The 13,885-nt window shown below is 71.0% G+C and carries 15 protein-coding genes; 7 read left to right on the forward strand and 8 right to left on the reverse strand.

Annotation, left to right across the window (positions count from 1 at the left end; translation table 11 throughout):
* The first annotated feature begins 20 nt into the window (after nucleotides 1-20).
* Nucleotides 21-458 carry an anthrone oxygenase family protein gene (locus Nocox_RS38440; RefSeq protein ID WP_020544913.1) on the forward strand — a complete coding sequence of 146 codons (438 nt, stop codon included), beginning with the start codon at nucleotides 21-23 and terminating at the stop codon, nucleotides 456-458.
* 18 nt (nucleotides 459-476) lie between these two features.
* Nucleotides 477-833 (forward strand): hypothetical protein, encoded by a 357-nt coding sequence (locus Nocox_RS38445; protein WP_020544912.1) that lies wholly within the window; start codon nucleotides 477-479, stop codon nucleotides 831-833.
* A gap of 48 nt (nucleotides 834-881) precedes the next feature.
* On the opposite strand, the gene Nocox_RS38450 is transcribed toward Nocox_RS38445, so the two are convergent.
* Together Nocox_RS38450 and Nocox_RS38455 are read right to left on the reverse strand one after the other, a co-directional pair.
* A complete protein-coding gene (locus tag Nocox_RS38450) occupies nucleotides 882-1,967 on the reverse strand; it encodes a Gfo/Idh/MocA family protein (protein ID WP_020544911.1) in 1,086 nt (361 codons plus the stop codon).
* On the reverse strand, nucleotides 1,952-2,656 hold the full coding sequence (locus Nocox_RS38455) for a ThuA domain-containing protein (protein WP_026214697.1): 705 nt from the start codon (nucleotides 2,654-2,656) through the stop codon (nucleotides 1,952-1,954). Before Nocox_RS38455 ends, Nocox_RS38450 begins: the two co-directional genes overlap by 16 nt.
* 190 nt (nucleotides 2,657-2,846) lie before the next feature.
* Between Nocox_RS38455 and Nocox_RS38460 the strand changes: the two genes are divergently transcribed.
* The 4 genes from Nocox_RS38460 to Nocox_RS38475 all read left to right on the forward strand — a co-directional run bounded on the left by Nocox_RS38460 (nucleotide 2,847) and on the right by Nocox_RS38475 (nucleotide 5,828).
* Nucleotides 2,847-3,743, forward strand: a complete 897-nt coding sequence (locus tag Nocox_RS38460; RefSeq protein ID WP_020544909.1) for a hypothetical protein — start codon at nucleotides 2,847-2,849, stop codon at nucleotides 3,741-3,743.
* A gap of 246 nt (nucleotides 3,744-3,989) precedes the next feature.
* Nucleotides 3,990-4,436 (forward strand): RlpA-like double-psi beta-barrel domain-containing protein, encoded by a 447-nt coding sequence (locus tag Nocox_RS38465; protein WP_020544908.1) that lies wholly within the window; start codon nucleotides 3,990-3,992, stop codon nucleotides 4,434-4,436.
* An 11-nt stretch (nucleotides 4,437-4,447) separates the two neighbouring features.
* Complete coding sequence (locus tag Nocox_RS38470; protein ID WP_026214696.1) at nucleotides 4,448-5,044, forward strand: hypothetical protein; 597 nt, start codon at nucleotides 4,448-4,450, stop codon at nucleotides 5,042-5,044.
* Between the two features lie 7 nt (nucleotides 5,045-5,051).
* The gene (locus Nocox_RS38475) at nucleotides 5,052-5,828 is read left to right on the forward strand and encodes a MauE/DoxX family redox-associated membrane protein (protein ID WP_246649680.1); all 777 of its coding nucleotides are present in this window, start codon (nucleotides 5,052-5,054) and stop codon (nucleotides 5,826-5,828) included.
* A 412-nt stretch (nucleotides 5,829-6,240) separates the two neighbouring features.
* On the opposite strand, the gene Nocox_RS38480 is transcribed toward Nocox_RS38475, so the two are convergent.
* From Nocox_RS38480 to Nocox_RS38505, 6 genes are read right to left on the reverse strand one after another with little or no spacing between them, the layout of a single operon-like run.
* Nucleotides 6,241-6,948, reverse strand: a complete 708-nt coding sequence (locus tag Nocox_RS38480) for a vWA domain-containing protein (protein ID WP_020544905.1) — start codon at nucleotides 6,946-6,948, stop codon at nucleotides 6,241-6,243.
* Nucleotides 6,945-7,907: a protein kinase domain-containing protein gene (locus Nocox_RS38485; protein ID WP_020544904.1), complete on the reverse strand. Its 963-nt coding sequence runs from the start codon at nucleotides 7,905-7,907 to the stop codon at nucleotides 6,945-6,947. Before Nocox_RS38485 ends, Nocox_RS38480 begins: the two co-directional genes overlap by 4 nt.
* The gene (locus Nocox_RS38490; protein WP_157383219.1) at nucleotides 7,904-8,947 is read right to left on the reverse strand and encodes a serine/threonine protein phosphatase; all 1,044 of its coding nucleotides are present in this window, start codon (nucleotides 8,945-8,947) and stop codon (nucleotides 7,904-7,906) included. The genes Nocox_RS38485 and Nocox_RS38490 overlap by 4 nt, the downstream gene beginning before the upstream one ends.
* Nucleotides 8,948-8,964: 17 nt before the next feature.
* Nucleotides 8,965-9,966, reverse strand: coding sequence for a hypothetical protein (locus tag Nocox_RS38495; RefSeq protein ID WP_020544902.1), 1,002 nt, complete (start codon nucleotides 9,964-9,966; stop codon nucleotides 8,965-8,967).
* Nucleotides 9,967-9,968: 2 nt separating this feature from the next.
* On the reverse strand, nucleotides 9,969-12,203 hold the full coding sequence (locus Nocox_RS38500) for a hypothetical protein (protein ID WP_051112651.1): 2,235 nt from the start codon (nucleotides 12,201-12,203) through the stop codon (nucleotides 9,969-9,971).
* A 22-nt stretch (nucleotides 12,204-12,225) separates the two neighbouring features.
* Entirely contained in the window at nucleotides 12,226-13,440 is a 1,215-nt protein-coding gene (locus Nocox_RS38505) for an AfsR/SARP family transcriptional regulator (protein WP_157383218.1), read from the reverse strand.
* 136 nt (nucleotides 13,441-13,576) lie between these two features.
* Between Nocox_RS38505 and Nocox_RS38510 the strand changes: the two genes are divergently transcribed.
* On the forward strand, nucleotides 13,577-13,792 hold the full coding sequence (locus Nocox_RS38510) for a DUF397 domain-containing protein (RefSeq protein WP_020544900.1): 216 nt from the start codon (nucleotides 13,577-13,579) through the stop codon (nucleotides 13,790-13,792).
* Nucleotides 13,793-13,885: the final 93 nt, after the last annotated feature.

Here is a 13,885-nt window from a genome sequence, read left to right on the forward strand (position 1 = left end):
CCCGGCTCCACGATGGGGACATGCTGATTCTCGCCCTGCTCACGCTCGTCCTGCACGGGCTGCTCGCCGGCCTCTTCTACGCCTTCTCGATGTCCGTCATGCCCGGCCTCAACGCCGTCGAGCCCGAGCGGGCCGAGGCGGCGATGCGCAGCGTCAACCGCAAGATCCTCAACCCGTGGCTGTTCCTCGTGTTCCTGGGCTCGCCGGTGGCGGCGCTCGTGGCCGGGCTCCTCGCGGACGGCGCGGCGGCGGTGTGGTTCCTCGCCGCGGCCGGCGTCGGTTTCGCCGGCTCGTTCCTCGTCACCGTGGCGGTCAACGTGCCGATGAACAACGCGCTCGACGCCGGCACGATGCCGTGGAAGGACTATTCGCGCAGGTGGACGGCGTGGAACACGCTGCGCGCGGCCGCATCCGTGGTGAGCCTGGCGCTGGTCGGGGTGGCGATTGGCGCGCTGTGAGGGGGTAGGGGCCGAGGCATGGCTATCGAGAATCTGTGGCATTACCGGCCGGAGCTCGGGCTGCGCGAGTCGCTCGACCTCACCGGCTTCGAGGTGGACGCCACCGACGGCAAGGTCGGCTCGGTGGACGAGGCGAACCACGCCGTCGGCGACAGCTACCTGATCGTGGACACCGGCCCGTGGATCTTCGGCAAGAAGGTGCTCATCCCGGCCGGGGCGGTGGAGCACATCGACGAGGCCGCCCGCACGATCCACGTCGGGCGGACGAAGGAGGAGATCAAGAAGGCCCCGGAGTTCGACGAGGACACCTACCGGGACACCCGCTACCACGACGAGATCGGCGGCTACTACGCCGGATTCCCCGGCTCGAGGTGACCTGCCGGGTCATGGACGCGTACCTCCCCGCGCCCATGACCCATGCGCTCAGAGGGTCAGCAGGGGCACCGCCGGCGGACGCTCGCAGGTGCTGGCGACCGTGACCGCCGCTCCCGAAGCGGCCGAGGCCAGCAGCGACTCCATGACGTCGAGGACGTGGAAGGCCAGCGTCCCGCCCGCGCGCGGCTCCTGACCGGCCGGGGTGGTGGCGAGGTCGGCCAGGCCGACGCCGCGGCCCGCGGCCACGTAACCGGCCGATTCCGGCAGGTCACGCCAGCCCTCGTCGCCCACGCCGGAGAGCCGGACGACGCCGTCGAAGTGGTTCGGGTCCGGGACGACCAGCGAGCCGCGCTCGCCGTGCACCTCGATGTTCGGCGCCTTGGTGGCCGCCGCGTCGAAGCTCATCACCAGCGTGGACAGCGCGCCCGATTCGTGCACCAGGACGCCGGTGACGTGCGTGTCCACGGACACGGGGATCTCCTCGCCGCGCCGGGGTCCCGAGCCGATCGTGCGCTTGCCGCGCAGCCGGGAGGCCGCGCCGATCACGGACGTCACCGGGCCGAGGAGCGTCACCAGGCTGGTGACGTAGTACGGCCCCATGTCGAGAAGAGGCCCGCCGCCGGGGACGTAGTAGAAGTCGGGGTTGGGGTGCCAGCGTTCGTGGCCGGGGGTGACCATCGTGGCGGTGGCGGCGACCGGACGGCCGACGAGGCCGTCGTCCACGGCCTTGCGCGCGGTCTGCGTGCCGGTGCCGAGCACGGTGTCGGGCGCGCAGCCGACCCGTACGCCGGCCGCCTCGGCGGCCCGCAGCACCCGCGCCGCGTCGGCCGAGTTCGCAGCCAGGGGCTTCTCGCAGTAGACGTCCTTGCCGGCCGCGATCGCCTGTAACGCGACCTCGGCGTGGGCGGCCGGGACGGTGAGGTTGAGCACGACGTCCACGCCGGGGTCGGCCATCAGGTCCGCGACGGGCAGGACGGGGGTGCCCGGCCAGGGGGCGACCGCCGCGGCGGCCCGGCCGGGGTCGAGGTCGGCGACGGCCGCGAGGCGCAGCCCCGGCAGGCGGTCGATGGTGCGGAGGTACTGGGCCGAGATCGCGCCGCATCCCACGACGCCGACGTTCAGCGGCTGGCCCACAACATGCCCCTCTCGATGATCGTGCGTACGGTGTCGTGCCGGAGGACGTCGAGGCTGTGGCCGGGGGTGGTGACGAAGATGCGGCCCTTCCCCCAGCGGCGGGTCCAGAGGGCGGGCGAGGTCACCTCGCGGTGCCACGGGTCCCAGGGGCGGACCTTCTGGGTGGTCGTGGCGAGCACGTCGATGTAGGCGTCGGCGAGCACCCAGTACTGCTCGGTGACGAGGTCGAAGTCGGCGAGGCCGGCGGTGATGGGGTGCTCGGCGGCCTCGGGCAGCAGGTTGACCGTGTAGGGGACGAAGTTGTCGGCCTGCGTGCCCTCCCGCTCGTCGGGGTGCTTGCCGGGGTGGCAGGCGAACTGGCCGCCGATGAGGTGCAGGTAGTCGGAGGAGTTGCGGTAGGAGTCGGCGATGCCGCCGTGCCATCCCGCCATGCCGGTGCCGGCCCGGACGGCGGCCTCCAGGCCCTTCAGCTCCTCGGGCTGGATGGTTCCCATGGTGTAGCACTGCACGATGAGATCGACGCCGGACATGTACGAAGCGTCCGCGTACGGCACGGGCGAGTCCGCCCTCCGCACCTCGAACCCGTTCTTCTCGAGGAAGGGGATGAAGAGCTCCGTGGCCTCGACCGGGGCGTGCCCTTCCCAGCCGCCCCGGACCACGAGAGCCCTGCGGCCCTGGTCACTTGCCATGCTTTCGCCTATCGCCGAATGGGTCGAACGTACCGATCGTCGCATCTCGGCATAGGTGCCGCGTAAGTGGGCAGCGCTTTCCGGGCAGGACCCCACGGCTCGGGCGCGAGGGGCGGCAGCTTACGGATGCCTTAGTCCGGCGGGGTTCTCATGAGTTGAATGTCAGCGAATGAGACGAAAGGTAACGCCTATGCAGGCCGATCATCATCGCGACAGCCGGATCCGGCGGCCGGTGTTCGTCGCCGCCACCGCCGTGTTAATGGCGGCGGGCGGCGCCGGCGTGGCCGGGGCGGCGGCGGGCGCCACGCCCGCCGACCCCACCGCCACCCCGACCCCCACGGACACGGTCACCGTCACCGACGTCCCCACCGCGACCCCCACGGAGACCCCGACCGAGACGCCCACCGTGCCCCCCACGGAGGCCCCTGTTCCCGAACTCGCGCCGCTCAGCCCCTGGGGCTTCGTCGGAGCGATGCACGGCGAGTTCGCGGTGGCCACGAAGGACGGCTGCGGCTCGGTGACGCTCTCCGCCCAGACGGGCCGGGCGACCGCCGTCTCCGAGGGCTCCATCACGGTACGCAGCCAGGACGGCTTCGAGCGGACGTACACGATCGGCGAGGACACCCGCACGATCGCGGGCCGCCGCGGCAACGGCGCGGTCAAGCAGGACGACTGGGTGTCGGTCACCGCGACCACCGGGACCGCCGCGACCACCGCCACCCCCGCGACGCCGGCGACCCCGGCCCCCGCGACCACCGGGACCCCCGCGGCCCAGGACGGCACGGACGGCGGCACCGCCCTGTACGTCTACGACCTGTCGCGGCCGGTCAAGCGCTCCTGGAAGGGCTGGGGCAAGCTCCGGCACTGGTGGGCCCCGGCGCCGTCGTGGCGTACGCCGGCGGAATGCCCCACGCCGCCCGCCACCCCGACCGTCCCTCCGGCCGAGCCGCCCACGGACACGCCCACGGACATGCCCACCGTGACGCCGACGGAGACCCCCACGGAGACGCCGACCGTCACACCCACCGAAACCCCGACGGACGCCCCCACGGAGGCTCCGACGGAAACCCCGACGCCGGCGTCCTGACCCCGGCGTCCTGACGGCGCGTCAGATCACGTAAGAGTCCCGAGCAGCACCCCGCGTCCCAGGTGACCTCCCTGGTGACCACCCGGGACGCCACCCCCCTCCCCTCCCTCCTCACCCCTTCGGGCTCCTCCGGCCACAAATCAGGCATTGACGAAAAATCCTTACATGGTACTCATGGATCGAGTCGGAAAGCTTCACCCCTCGATCCGTCGAGACCCCCCGGAGCTCACCCGAAGGGAGACGCGCATGGCGCGTACCACGTCCGGCCCGCCCGCCGACTTACTCGGCCCCGTCCAAGGAGAGGTCTCCTGGTTCTGCTGCGGCAACGCCTGGGGACCGTGCAGCAGCACCGGCAAGGGAGCCTGCGGAACCTGCAACTCCGGTAGCCTCCAGCACGCCTGGCCCAACACCTCCGACGCCTGCTGGGCCATCACCCGCCCCGACTCCTGCGGAGTCAGCCTGTCGCGCCGCACCTGCGGCTTCCGGCACCGCACCACCGCCCTGTGCACCGGTACGAGCGTCGTCACCTCCATCGCCGACTGCGGCCCGCAGACCGACCTGTTCTGCGGCGAGCGGAGCTGCTGCGGGGCGACCTGCGCGAGCAACCGGCTGATCGACCTCACCCCGGCCGCCTTCAGCGCGATCGCCAGCCTGTCCGCGGGCCTGCGCCCGGCCGAGATCTCGGCGGCGTGAGGGGGCCCGGCATGCGCAGCAGACGGGATGTGCTCAAGTCCGCCGTGCTCGGCGGCGGCGCCGGCGTCGTGGCCGCCACCGCGCTCGGCTCACTCGGCCCCGAGGCCGCCTTCGCCGCCTCCACCACCGGCGTGGAGCCCGGCGCGCCCGACCCGAACTTCGCCGAGGGCCGGATCCGCTCGATCAAGGACAACACGCTGCTCGTCCTCGGCTCGAACATGGTCTTCCACACCATCCGCGTCGTGGACGGCACCAGCCTGTGGAAACTCGGACCGGTCGGCTTCGACCAGGCCAAACCCGGCGACGGCCTGTACGCCCGCGGCGTCCGCATGCCCGACGGCATGCTGGCCGCCGAGGCGGTGTGGCTCAACATCGTCAACATCAAGGGCCACATCACCGACATCAAGGACCAGACCCTCCGCCTGGACCACAACGGGCACGAGGTCCTGTGCCACGTCGTGCCCGGCAAGTCCGTCGCCATCCACTCCGAGTCGCCGCCCACCTCGGACCTGTCCCTGCTGAAGGTCGCCCAGCACGTGCAGATCCTGGGCGCCTGGCGGCCGGACACCAACGAGGTCGACATCGCCACCGTGTTCTCCCCCCACTAGGAGGAGCGTGTTGAACGGGATCGCCGCGTCGCAGCCGTACGTGATCGCCCTCTTCCTCCTCTGGGCCGGGCTGATGAAGCTGTTCGGCAGGCGGATGCGGGCCCAGGCCGGGCGCAGCGCCCTGGCCCGGCTCGTCGGCGCGGCGCGCGCGGTCCCCGCGCTCCGCCTCGTCGGGCTGGCCGAGCTCGCCGTGGCCGCCGCGCTGCTCGTCCCGCCGCTCCACCCCCTGGACGGCGCGGCCGCCGCGCTGCTGGCGGCGGGCTTCCTCGGCTACCTCGGCTACGCCTACGTGGCCGCGCCGGCCGCGTCCTGCGGCTGCCTCGGCGACCACGCCAAGCCCGTGGACGTACGGTCCTTCGCCCGTGCCGGGCTGCTGCTCGCCGCCGGGCTCCTCGCGACGACCGCGCCGGCCGCGCAACCGCCGATCGGGCCCGTGGCCGTCCTGGAGGTCGTGGCGCTGCTCGCCCTCTCCTCCGAACTGGACCGGCACTGGCTTGTCCCGCTGCGCCGCCTCCGGGTCCGCCTCCGCCCGCCGCTCACCGCGCCGCCCGCCTCCGGGGACGTCCCCCTGGAGACCTCGCTGCACCTGCTGCGCCGCAGCCCCGCGTACTGCTCGGCGTCCGCGCGGCTCACCTCCGACGTACGCGAGACCTGGGACGAGGACGGAACCCGCTTCGTGGTCTACGGGGCGGGCCCGCACACGGCCGTCTTCGCGGTGCCGCTGTCCGGCGACGACCCACGCGCCGTCCGCGTCGCCCTCGTCGACGAGGCGGCCTTGACGTAGTGGTGCGCGAGGACGATGCCCCTCCTCTCGTGCGACGAGACGGCGTCGGACCGCGACACTCTTCCTTGGTTCGCCGCGGCGCTCAACGCGACGGCCACGACGAAGAGAAAGAGCAACATACCTGCGACGACCGCGGCGACCACCCAGCCCACCAGTTGGTCGGACGATCGCCGGACGGGATGGACCGGCGGCGGCCACGGGTGGGCCATCACGCTGGGAGGAAGCACTCGTACGGGAGGAGGCATCGATGGAACTGGCCGGGAGGGGGCGGGCCTCGGCGGGGGCGGGAAGAAGAGCGCGCCGGCCTGCGCCGGTACGGGGCCACGTCCGGTGTCGCAGCCCTGGCAGGTGGCGTCGGGGTAACCGTTCCACACGTCACAGAGGGAGCACCGCCAGTTCGGGCCGGAAGTGCTCACAGACTGTTCGCGATCGTGTCGATGATCTCGTCGAGTTCGAGCTCCTCCAGCCCTTGTCCGGCCGTGGACGGAAAGTGCAGCGTCATGTTCCACTCTTCGGTGATGTCGGTCCAGGGATAGGCATCGGGCGCGAAGAGGACGAGGCGCTTGGCGCCATTGTCCATGATCGAAGCCTGGCTCCTGGTGTATCCCCACTGCTCGAACAGTTCGTCCATGTCCCGGGGAATGTGCTGGGGATAGGTGTGCGCGGCGACCGCCTGCGGCGACCGGAGCGGATGCGCAGGCGCGTCGGTGAACATGACGATGACGTGGCGGCGCCGGTCCAGCCCTTTCTCCCACGGCGCGCCCATGGCCAGCGCGAGCGCCTCCAGTCCTGACTCGGGGACGTCGCCGCCGCCCGAGGCGCGCAGCCGCCGGATGAACTGGTCGAACTCCGTCGCCTCACCGGGGAACGTCAGGAACTCGGTCTCTTCGATGGCGTCCTCGGCGAAGTCGCCGAAGTCGCGGAACGCGATGACCTTGAGCCGGAGCTGGCTGATCTCCTTGCCCTTCCGGCCCATCACGTGGCTCAGCCGGTCGTGGAAGGTGAGGGCGCTCTTCTTCACCGTGTCGAGGACCGGAGCCATGCTCTCGGTCACGTCGATGCAGAGCACGATGTCCACCGCGTACCGCAGGTTGCCTCGGTAGCCGTCGTCGTTGTTCATGAATGGTTCTCCTTCGTTCTCATACTGATGCGCACTCGTGAGCCCGGCGAGGTCACGGACCGACTGCGCAGCTCGCACATCCTGGAGTCCTTGAGCATCTCCAGGAAGATCGTCATCCCCGGCCGGGCCATGGGGGTCCTGGACGTCATCGCGCTGAGAAGGGCCCGCATGGGCTCGGCCAGCCGGTCGTCGACGCGCAGCTCCGCGCCGGCCAGCACGGCGTCGGCCGGCGACCCGAACCGGTCGTCGAACCCGGGCAGGGAGCCGGTCAGGTAGACGTGTGTCATCAGTCCCAGCGCGAAGACGTCGGTCTTCGTCGTCAGCCACTCCGGCCGCATGCCGGCGTCCCCCTGCACGTAGCGGCGCCACTCAGGAGCCGCGTACACCGAGTCCCCCGTGATGTCCTCCCGCGCCGGCGGACTGCCCGAGACGTAGGCATCGTCGAAGTCGATGAGCTTCGCCGTGTAGAAGGCGCCCGGTCGTCTCCTCCCGACGAGGACGTTGCCGGGCTTCAGGTCTCCATGCACCACACCGATGCGGTGCAGCAGCCGCACACTGAGCCCCAGCGTGCGCAGGAGCACGGCCTTCTCCCCGGCCGTCAACGCCTGCGGCCGGGGGAGCGGGAGCGCGTGGACGCGTTCGGTCACCTTGTAGTACGTGACGCCTTCGAGGAAGAAGTCGAGCGCGAGGACCAGGTTGCCGCCGCCAGGGGCGTCCCGAGGCAGCCGCTCCATCATGGCCCTGTGCCGCCGCTCGAACTCCTCGCACACCTCCAGACGCAGCCGGACGCCGGCCGCGCTCGCCGTGGCGCCGGGTTTCGGCCGTTTCGGATCCAGGAAGCGCTTGATGAAGTACTCGTGCCGCCCGCGTTCGGCGAAGGCCCACATGCATCTTCCGCCGCCGCTGTTGGTCGGTTCGCTGGTGATGCGATAGCCCCTGATGAGCTGGCCGGCCCTCACGCCGGCTCCTTCGCGGGCCTCGCCGGCGGCATGAGCCGCTCATAGGCCGGCCGGTACTCGTCCCAGGCGCGCAGGCGCCACTCCGACGCCGTCAGGTCCTCCGCCGGGAGATCGGCGGGGCGGTAGCGTGCCTCGGCCTCCCGCGCACGGCGGATGAAGCCCGATCGAAGCTGCGCGAAGTCCGCGAACCCCAACGCCGCGAGGCTGAGGGAGGCGTCGTCGCCGGTGTAGCTCGACACCAGCCTCGCCAGCAGCTCGGCCCACTCCTGCTCGTCGCGCGCCTCCTGGAGGGTGCTCAGCAGGTGACACTCGAAGTGCGCGGGCGTCCCGACATAGCCGAAGAAGCCGTCGGTGGCGCAGACCAGGACGCACGGCAAGGGCAGTCGCAGCGTGTGCGAGTCGATGACGAACTCCTGGCCGGCGCAGATCAGGTTGGTCATCGGCGGGTCCTGCGTCAATTGCCGCAGGCAGTCCGTCTCCTCCGTGTGGTCCCGGGTCAACGCCTGCAAGCCGCTTTCACGGCTCAGCGCGTACACCCGCGAGTCGCCGGCCCAGAGCGCCCGGCACTCGGCCGCCTCCCCGTCCAGCCGGTAGCGCAGTACGGCCATGGTGGTCGGGAGCCACTTCCGCATCCGGCTGACGATCTTGCTGGGAGGCGGCGCCGGCACGCTGGACAACAGCTCCGCCAGGTGCCCGCGCAGCGACTCCGGCGTGCCCCCGGGATCAGGGTCCGGGCCCTGGCTGCGGAACCATGCCTCGACACCGGCCCTGACGAGCCGGGCCCCGATCCAGGCCCCGCTCCTGCGCGTACCGTCGGACAGCTCACAGGAGGCCCCCGCCCCGGCGCCGCCCAGCCCGTCGAAGACGCCCAGGATCCCCTCCCCGTCCGGCATCCGGTGCGTGAACAGCGGCTCGGCGTCCTCTCCTCGCCCTTCGCACCGCTCGGTCCAGACGCCGATGGCCAGCACCCGTGGGGCCATGTAGTGCCACACGACGCCCGTTCCGGACGGGTCGGGGAGGCCGGCCCCGCATACCTTCACCTCCGTCACCTGCTGGGTCACCCGTCCGCGTCGTCGATCTTCGTCAGCTTGAGCCCGCGGACGCGGCTGGGGCGGTGGGAGCCGTTCTCGGCCGTGCCGTGTTCTTCCATGACGGCGTCGCTCGGCGTCTCATGGCCGGCCCCCGTGGCTGAGCCGGCGTAGAGGGAACCGCGCAGCCTCCCCGAGCGGATTCCCCCGAACGGCGCCGAGGACCCGCCGGTGACCCGGTCCCGCAGCGCCCGCTCGGCCTGGACGACCTCCCACGGCTCCAGCTCCGTGCCCGCCTCCGAAATGACCTTGTTCCATGCGGTCAGCAGTTCCTGGTGCTCTTCCCGTTCGGCGCCGGCGATCAGTTCGTACGCCGCACGAGGCCCCTCGCGTTCCATGATCTCGGCGACCAGCCCTTCGGCTCCGTCTCTGCGAAGCATGCGCAGGTGCCGCTCCCTGCGCATCTCCATGAGCCGGGTCTCGCGTTCTATCTCGCGGTATGCCCGGCCGCTGGCCAGGATCTCGCCGTTGTCGACCACGAGCTCAACGGTGATGTTGCGGAGGCGGAGAGCGGCATCGCCGCTGAAGCCCCGGATCGACTCGGTCAGCGCGTCCTCGGCCCGATGCAGCTCGCCGATGTCGTAGTTGCGCGAGACCCTGCGCAACATGCTCTGTATGGGCAGGTACAGGGCGCCGCTGACGTCCGTGATGCCGCGCGAGACTATTTCGTCGGGTTCCGCCACCCGGCAGTTCAGCCGGACCAGACTCGGAAATCCGAAGGCGGGGTCGCTGCTGAGCAACGGTATGTGCAGGACCAGCCGGTGCTCGCGCAGATCGACGAGGTAGGTGTGCCGATAGGTGCCGTACCAGGCGTCCGGGATGGACTCGCCGTGCCGGATCGTCAGCAGATCACCCTTGCGCGGCACCAGTACCAGGGCCGTCCCCGGAGCCGGCGGACGCAGGGGTTTGCGCGGCAGCACGAGCGGCAGACCGGAGCTCTTCAGAATCGGGTTGTAGGTGAACGCCTCCATGATCAGGTCCTTCCTGTCGCGTATGCGGATCGTTGATCGAGCGCGGCGCGGATCTGCGCGGCGGGATGGTCGCGGCGGCCTGCCGCCCGAGCCCAGTCGTCGAGGTGGTACAGCAGCCGTTCCCGATGCCTGCCTGAACGCTTCGCCACCGCCAGCGCGAGCAGCCGTACGTTGCGATAGGCCGTCCGGTCCCGGCCGGCATGTTCGTCCAGGTAGTCGCGCAGAGTCTCCAGCGCCTGGTCCTGCACTTGCCGGCGGGACAGCGCACGAGCCCAGAGCTCGGTCAGCGGAACCAGGTTCCCCTCGGCTCCGGCCAGCAGCAGCGGGCACGTGGAGGGGCGGTGTTCAGGCCCCGCCAGCGCGGCCGTCGTCTCGCCCGCGGGCAGTCCGGCCACGAAGACGAAGGCCGACAGCGCCTTCGCGACCGCGGTCGAGTTGTCCTGTGGCTGTGACCAGTCCAGGAGCGCCGAGAGCACGTCGCTCACGCAGCCGTGCTCGATCAGGCGGAACAGGCTCAGACCGACCGGCAGCAGCGTGCCCCAATCTTTCTCCTCACGGTTCAGCAGCACGCGCAGCGCGCGGGTGGCGCGGTCCGGACGGGAGGCACCCAGCCTGCTGCCCAACGTCACGGCGGCCGTCAGCCCTCGCCGTCGTTGACCGGGGGTGTCCGCCTCCGCCACCCAGTCCTCCAGCAGGTTCCAGACGGCCTCGGTGAGATCGGGATGACCGCCGACGACGTCGAGTGCGGTGGCCGCGCTCTGGCGCAGCACGAGCGAGTTGCTCTCGGCCCATTGCCGGAGGTAGCGATGGAGGGCGTGGTCGTAGTCGCTCCAGCCCAGGACACCGGCGGCCACGGCGGCCCGCGCTCGCACGTCGATGTCGGGATGGGTGACCAGCTGCCGGATCCAGGCGAGCAGTGCGGAGCGCCGGCCGTCGAGAGAGGTCCAGGCGTAACCCAGCACCGCCTGCCTCACCAGCGGATTGCGATAGCGGACCCGTGGCGCCACGTCGCCGGGAACGGCTCCGGAGCCCAGCGAGACCTGGAGCCACGGATGGTCCGACTCCAGGCGCTCCCGGAACCGCAGGTCGACCGGAGCTTCGGTGGGCGGGGTCAGCTGCTTGTAGAGGGCGGTGGCGGCGTCGGAGACCGTGAGGTAGGTGGCGTCGTCGAGCACTGCCGCGGCCAGCGCGAAGCTCGTGCTCTCCGGCTCCCGGCAACGGCTGAACCACGCGTGGACCTGGGCGGTGGGATCGCGCAGGTCCCTGACGGCGGTCACCAGGTCCTTGCCCTCCCGGATCACGGCAGCCAGGCGAACGGCCGTTCGCGGCCTGGGATCCTCTCGCAGGAGTTCCAGCGCGCCCGCGTCGCTGAGCCGGCGCCGCAGTTCCGCCGCCTCCTCGGGCGTGGGCTCGCGCTCGCGGAGGTGCCGCTCGATGAGGCTTATGGGGTCGAGCCGGCCGAGCGTGGTGATGACCTGACCGGAACGCCCGGCCTGGACCAGCGCGCCCTTGGGCGGGCCTGTCACCAGGACGAGGTAGCTTGTCCTCTCCTTGAGCCGGTCCGTCATGTCATCGATCCACTGCTCGTCGATGAGCCCGGGATCCAGCCCGGTGACGGCGCCGTCGAGGACGAGAAGGTAGCCGGCGTTCGACTCGGGCGGCGTCCACTGCGCCTCCCTCAGGACGGACGCGTCCACCACCATGTGACATCCGCCGTCCGGATGCCGCTCCATCGCTCTGACCAGTAGGTTCATCCCCGTGGTGCGACGCCCGCCAGGAGGGAGGGCCAGGATCAGCAGCCGGTGCTCGACGAGGACGCGCAGCGCCTCGTCGAAGCGGGGTGGAGGGAAGTGGCCCTTGGTCCACCGTGCCAGCCCTCTGGGGCTGATCTTCGTCGTGACACGTCCGGCGCGCTGTCCGCCCCCGCCGAGGGACATCCCGCCGGCCACGTCCACGCGTCCGTTGAACAGGGCCACCGTGTTGATCCGCATGCCCAGCGGGTCACCGTTCAGCCGTTCCATGACGCGGGCCGCGATGGCGGCCGCCTGTGCCGCCTCCGCGCGCTCCGCCTCGTCCTCACCCCCGTGACGCAGTGCGTGAAGCGCGTCCTCCGCGCTCAGCGGCGTGGTGTCATCCCTGTTCTGGTGGTCCGGCTGAGGTTGCTGGTCGGCGGCGCTTCCCGCCTCCTCGCCGGAACCGTCCTCCTTGGCCGGGGGATCGTCCGTCTTCTGGCTCATGTGGTGCAGACCTCCGCTTCTGTCAGGAGATGGTGAAATCGCCCGAGACGTGCACGGGCGCGTGGTAGACGACTGCGTTCTTGACGGTGTCGGCGACTATCGATGGGGGATTTGCCCTCGCCCCTTTCTCCTGCTCGACCAGGCGCCCCACGTCGTCCAGGAACGTCTGGTCGCGGACGAGGTGGGCGACCAGCACCCGTTCCAGGACCGTGACGGCCGCACCGTCCACCGGATCGGCTTCGACCCGGGCCAGCGCGTTCGTCGCGTCCGGATCGTCCGCGAAGCGGGTCCGGACGAGTTCCAGCAGTTCGGCGGGGTGCCGGGTCCAGGAGACGCCGGTCTGCGCGCCGCCCTTTCCGACGCCGCCCTTTCCGACAGCGTCCGTGACGAGGCGGACAGCGTTCTTTCCGATCTCACTCGCTGATCGCACGTTCACTCCAGAGGGATCGAGGGTGTAGGCGCCGGAGGGCGGATCGAGGACAGGGTCCTGACGCAGGATCAACTGCTGAAGCTCCTCGACCCGCGAGCCGGGATCGTTGCCGAGCTCGTCGCGGAGTCTGCCCCGCAGGTCCTTGTATGCGGCGAGAGCATCGGCCACCCGGCCGGCGCGGTGATGTGCCAGCATCAGCAGCCTCGTCGCCTCCTCGTCCAGGGGCCAGGCCCGGACGAGGTCCTGCAGCTCAGGCACGAGCGGAGCGTGCCGGCCGAGCCGCAACTCGGCCTCCAGGCAGGCGAGAACCGCGGCACGGTGCTCCTCCAGCAGCCGGACCCGCGCTCCCGCGGCCCCAGGTCCCGGCAGTCCGAGGAGCGGCTCACCCGGGAGCAGTCCATCGGAGCCCCACTGCCGCAGAGCGCTCCGCAGCAGCCGCGTGGCCTCCTCGTCGTCCTGTCCCAGCAGCGGCCGGGCCGCCTTGACGAGGTCGCGGAAGCGGTGTGCGTCGACCTGGTCCCGCTCGGCCACGACCCGGTAGCCGTTGTCGTACACCGGCACCACGGGGCTTCCCGAGGCGGTCCTGCCGAGCCGGGCGCGCAGGTCGCTGGCGTAGTGCGAGAGGACACGGCGCGCGCTGCGGATTCCCGGCTCGCCCCAGACCTTCTCGATGAGTTGCTCGATGGTGACCAACTGCCCCTCGGCGAGCAGCAGCAGGGCGAGCAGCAGGCGTTGCTGCCGATCCCCGAGGGGAACCAGCCGATCACCCCGGTGAGCCTGTATCCCGTTCAGCAATTGAAACCGCATGGACACTCCGACTGAATTCCTATGACGCACCTATGACGGCCAGCCCACCGGACATCCCACCGGGCCTCACACCGCGATATTCGATCCTTATTTCCAAGGGCGGCACGAAGCCTCCCAAGGAGAAAAGGAGTAAGAAATGAACGAGGCCACGGAGAACAAGTCGCAGAGCACCGGCTGGTTCAAGGCCACCTTCAGCGACAACGGCGGCGGCTGCGTCGAGGTCGCCTTCCACGCCGACCTGGTTCTCGTACGGGACTCGAAGGACCCGCACGGCCCGGTGCTCCGCTTCACGGTCCCCGAGTGGGACGCCTTCCTCTGCGGGGTGTACGCCGGAGAGTTCGACCAGGAGTAACGCGCGTCTTCCCCGGTGAGGCGTCGCGGCACGCGGGCCGCGACGCCCCCGCGGGAAGGCTGGGCCGTAGTCGCTCCCCGAGCGGGGCAGGCG

This window comes from Nonomuraea coxensis DSM 45129 (genome assembly GCF_019397265.1).
GTDB lineage: Bacteria > Actinomycetota > Actinomycetes > Streptosporangiales > Streptosporangiaceae > Nonomuraea > Nonomuraea coxensis.

Excerpts from the sequence above, each read along its gene's own strand:
- Nocox_RS38440 (WP_020544913.1), top strand. The coding sequence starts at position 21 with ATGCTGATTCTCGCCCTGCTCACGCTCGTCCTGCACGGGCTGCTCGCC.
- Nocox_RS38445 (WP_020544912.1), top strand. The coding sequence starts at position 477 with ATGGCTATCGAGAATCTGTGGCATTACCGGCCGGAGCTCGGGCTGCGC.
- Nocox_RS38455 (WP_026214697.1), bottom strand. The coding sequence starts at position 2,656 with ATGGCAAGTGACCAGGGCCGCAGGGCTCTCGTGGTCCGGGGCGGCTGG.
- Nocox_RS38460 (WP_020544909.1), top strand. The coding sequence starts at position 2,847 with ATGCAGGCCGATCATCATCGCGACAGCCGGATCCGGCGGCCGGTGTTC.
- Nocox_RS38465 (WP_020544908.1), top strand. The coding sequence starts at position 3,990 with ATGGCGCGTACCACGTCCGGCCCGCCCGCCGACTTACTCGGCCCCGTC.
- Nocox_RS38470 (WP_026214696.1), top strand. The coding sequence starts at position 4,448 with ATGCGCAGCAGACGGGATGTGCTCAAGTCCGCCGTGCTCGGCGGCGGC.
- Nocox_RS38480 (WP_020544905.1), bottom strand. The coding sequence starts at position 6,948 with ATGAACAACGACGACGGCTACCGAGGCAACCTGCGGTACGCGGTGGAC.
- Nocox_RS38495 (WP_020544902.1), bottom strand. The coding sequence starts at position 9,966 with ATGGAGGCGTTCACCTACAACCCGATTCTGAAGAGCTCCGGTCTGCCG.
- Nocox_RS38500 (WP_051112651.1), bottom strand. The coding sequence starts at position 12,203 with ATGAGCCAGAAGACGGACGATCCCCCGGCCAAGGAGGACGGTTCCGGC.
- Nocox_RS38505 (WP_157383218.1), bottom strand. The coding sequence starts at position 13,440 with ATGCGGTTTCAATTGCTGAACGGGATACAGGCTCACCGGGGTGATCGG.
- Nocox_RS38510 (WP_020544900.1), top strand. The coding sequence starts at position 13,577 with ATGAACGAGGCCACGGAGAACAAGTCGCAGAGCACCGGCTGGTTCAAG.